Source organism: Promicromonospora sp. NPDC059942 (assembly GCF_042731755.1).
In the GTDB taxonomy this organism is placed as follows: Bacteria; Actinomycetota; Actinomycetes; order Actinomycetales; family Cellulomonadaceae; genus Promicromonospora.
The window spans coordinates 1-3,527 of sequence record NZ_JBHWLR010000051.1 but is presented as its reverse complement, the minus strand read 5'-3'; the positions used below and the strand labels follow the sequence as shown (position 1 = coordinate 3,527).

Genomic DNA, 3,527 nt, shown 5'->3' with positions numbered 1-3,527 from the left:
GGCCGGGCCCGGCCGGGCCGGGGCCGGCCTGGCCCTAGTCCGGCTCGTGCTCCGTGCTCGCCAGGTCGTCGAGGAACCGCGCGACGATCTCCCGTTCCTTGGGCGTCAGCCGCGCCGCGGCGTCGAACCGCCGGGCGTGGCTGCGCCCCACGGTCTCCCGCGCCGCCCGACGCGTCTCGACGGACACCTCGATCGCGAGGCTGCGCCGGTCGGACGGGTGGGGGAACCGGTGCACGTGGCCGCCCGCGGCGAGCCGGTCGAGCAGCTTGGTGGTCGAGGCCGTGGTGATGCCCAGGTGCTCGGCGATCGCGCCCGGCGTCACGATGCGCCCGTGGTTCTGCATGGCGATGATGTAGCGCAGGGCCCGCATGTCAGTCTCGCCGAGCTTCATGTACCGACGCGACGCCTCGCTCATACGGCGCTCGGTCTCGTGCCAGCCGCGCAGGGCCTCCAGGACGCGCACGACCTGGTCGACGTCCCGCTCGTCCATGCCGGCCCGGTGCACGATCTCCTCGTCCGGGTCCATGACTCGGGGGTCCAGCATCGACGGCTGGGTCTCGGCATCCGGCACGGGTTCTGGCTCCACGCTCGGATTTTACCCCTGCACATACTGCGTCATACACTTGAATATAGCCTGGCTAGCTAAATTCCGGGCATCCCTGGCATGCCTGTGCCCCGCACCCCCGTCTCCGCGGCTGGTGCTGGGTGCGGGCGCCCCCTCTCAGAGAAGGAGCCGACGACGCCCATGAGGCTCTGGTCGCTCGATCCCGCACTGCTCGACCGCCAGGGGCTCGTCGCCTGCTGGCGCGAGGCGCTCCTCGCGCAGGCCGTACTCCTCGGCCGGACCGCGGGATACACCGCACACCCCCAGCTCGAACGTTTCACCGCGCACCCGGACCCGGTCGCCGCCATCTCCAGCTACCTCCACGGGGTGCGGGACGAGGCGACGCGGCGGGGCTACCAGTTCGACGTCGAGCGCATCTCCCGGCCGCTGGACCCGAGCACGCGCGACGTCCGCAGGATCGTCGTGACCACGGGGCAGCTCGACCTCGAGCGGCAGCACCTGCTGCGCAAGGTCGCCGTCCGCTCGCCCGAGCACCGGCCGGGTCTCGCCTCGACCGGCACGCCCGCCGCCCACCCGCTGTTCGTCGCCGTGCCCGGCGACGTGGCGAGCTGGGAGCGGGTCGTCGCATGAGCACCGCACCCAACCCAGGCCCGTCGCCCCGCACCACGACGTCGCGCGTACCGCGCTGGCTGCGGGTGACCCTGCCCGCCGTCCTCATCCTCGTCTGGCTCGTGGGCGCCTCCGTGGGCGGCCCGTACTTCGGCCGGATCGACGAGGTCTCGTCCAACGACCGCACCGCCTACCTGCCCGAGACCGCCGAGGCGACCGAGGTGCAGGAGCGCCTGTCGGGCTTCACCGAGGGCGACGCGATCCCGGCGCTGGTCGTCTTCGTCTCGCCGGACGAGCTCACCGACGACCAGCTCACCACGATCGGCGACCGGCTGACCGCCGCCGGCGACCTGGACGTGGTGGACGGCGACGTCTCCCCCGCGATCCCGTCCGACGACGGCGTCGCCGCCCAGGCCTTCATACCGTTGTCCGGCGACGCCGACGTGGGCGAGGCGACCGCCGAGCTGCGCGCGACCCTCGCCGAGGACCTGCCCGCCGGCGTCGACCTGTACGTCACGGGCCCCGCGGGCTTCTCCAGCGACCTGGTCTCGGCGTTCGCCGGGATCGACGGGCTGCTGCTCGGCGTGGCGCTGGCCGCGGTGCTGGTCATCCTGATCATCGTCTACCGGTCGCTGCTGCTGCCCCTGGCGGTGCTCGCCACCAGCATGTTCGCGCTGTGCATCGCGCTGCTGACGGTCTGGCACCTGGCGAACTCGGGCGTGCTGCTGCTCAGCGGACAGACGCAGGGCATTCTCTTCATCCTCGTGATCGGCGCCGCGACGGACTACGCCCTCCTGTACGTGGCGCGGTTCCGCGAGGAGCTGCTGCACACCCCGGACAAGTGGACCGCGACGCTGCGCGCGCTGCGCGGCTCGGTCGAGCCGATCCTCGCCTCGGGCGGCACGGTCATCGCCGGCCTGCTCTGCCTGCTGTTCAGCGAGCTGCGGTCCAACAGCACGCTGGGACCCGTGGCCGCCGTCGGCATCGCCTTCTCGATGCTCGCCGCGCTCACGCTGCTCCCGGCCCTGCTGCTGGCGTTCGGCCGGGCGGCGTTCTGGCCGCGACGCCCCGTCTACGACCCCGCCGCGGCGGAGTCCGGCGCCGAGGAGGTCGGGCTGTGGGGACGGGTCTCGCGCGCGATCCGCGCCAGGCCCCGCACCATCTGGATCACGACGGCGGCCGTACTCGCCCTCGGCTGCGTGGGGATCACCCAGCTCCAGGCCTCGGGCGTGCCGCAGTCGGAGCTCGTCCTGGGCTCCTCCGAGGCCCGCGACGGGCAGGAGGTGCTCGCCGAGCACTTCCCGGCCGGCTCGGGCAGCCCGGTCTACGTGATCGCGCCGCAGGAGGACCTGCAGCGCGCGGCCGACGTCCTGCTGGCGGACGACGGGATCGAGGGCGTCGCGGTCACCGCCGACACCGCGAGCAACACAGCCACGGTGACCGAGGACGGCGTCCAGCCCTTCGGCCCGCCAGGGTCTCCGGCCCCCGAACCCGTGGTGTCCGACGGCGCGGTGCTGCTGCAGGGCACGCTCGGCGACGCCGCGGACTCGCTGGCCGCGGAGCAGACGGTGCGCGACCTGCGCGCCGCCTACGCCGACGAGCTGCCCGCCGCCCTGGTCGGCGGCGAGTCCGCGACCGACCTGGACACGAACGAGGCGTCGATCCGCGACCGCACGGTCATCGTGCCGATCGTGCTCGTGGTGATCCTGGTCATCCTCATGCTGCTGCTGCGCGCGGTGCTCGCGCCCGTGCTGCTCGTCCTGACCACCGTGCTGTCGTTCGGGACCGCCATGGGCGTCTCCGCGCTGGTCTTCAACGACGTGCTGGGCTTCCCGGGCGCGGACCCGGCGGTCCCGCTGTTCGGGTTCGTGTTCCTGGTGGCGCTCGGGATCGACTACAACATCTTCCTGATGACCCGGGTCCGGGAGGAGTCGCTCGTGCACGGCACCCGCGAGGGCGTGCTGCGCGGGCTGCGGCTGACGGGCGGCATCATCACGTCGGCGGGCCTGGTGCTCGCGGCGACCTTCACGGCGCTGGCGGTGATCCCCGTGCTGTTCCTGGCGCAGCTCGCGTTCATCGTGGCGTTCGGCGTGCTGCTCGACACGTTCGCCGTCCGCTCGCTGCTGGTGCCCGCGCTCACGTACGACATCGGCCGGAAGGTCTGGTGGCCGTCGAAGCTGGGGCGGGGTGGGAAGTAGGCGGTAGCGGGTTCTGGTCGTCTCGACGCCGGATCCTGGAGGTGGCTGACGGGTCGGCCGGTCCTTGGGGGAAGGCCGGCCCGCCTCTTTTCTCCTTTGGTGCAGGTCCACTGTGCGGCACCAAACGCCAGGGGCACCCCCTCGCGTAACTAAAA

General features: G+C 72.6%; 3 protein-coding genes. 2 read left to right on the top strand and 1 reads right to left on the bottom strand.

Features of this window, described 5'->3' with window-relative positions:
* Positions 1-34: 34 nt before the first annotated feature.
* A complete protein-coding gene (locus tag ACFV9Q_RS29205; protein ID WP_377227952.1) occupies positions 35-586 on the bottom strand; it encodes a MarR family winged helix-turn-helix transcriptional regulator in 552 nt (183 codons plus the stop codon).
* Positions 587-745: 159 nt separating this feature from the next.
* Between ACFV9Q_RS29205 and ACFV9Q_RS29200 the strand changes: the two genes are divergently transcribed.
* Positions 746-1,195 (top strand): pyrimidine dimer DNA glycosylase/endonuclease V, encoded by a 450-nt coding sequence (locus ACFV9Q_RS29200; RefSeq protein ID WP_377237307.1) that lies wholly within the window; start codon positions 746-748, stop codon positions 1,193-1,195.
* Positions 1,192-3,372, top strand: coding sequence for an MMPL family transporter (locus tag ACFV9Q_RS29195; protein ID WP_377237306.1), 2,181 nt, complete (start codon positions 1,192-1,194; stop codon positions 3,370-3,372). Before ACFV9Q_RS29200 ends, ACFV9Q_RS29195 begins: the two co-directional genes overlap by 4 nt.
* The last annotated feature ends 155 nt before the right edge of the window (positions 3,373-3,527 follow it).

What these genes read in the sequence shown, in the direction of transcription:
- ACFV9Q_RS29200 (WP_377237307.1), top strand. Translation starts at nt 746, where the DNA reads ATGAGGCTCTGGTCGCTCGATCCCGCACTGCTCGACCGCCAGGGGCTC.
- ACFV9Q_RS29195 (WP_377237306.1), top strand. Translation starts at nt 1,192, where the DNA reads ATGAGCACCGCACCCAACCCAGGCCCGTCGCCCCGCACCACGACGTCG.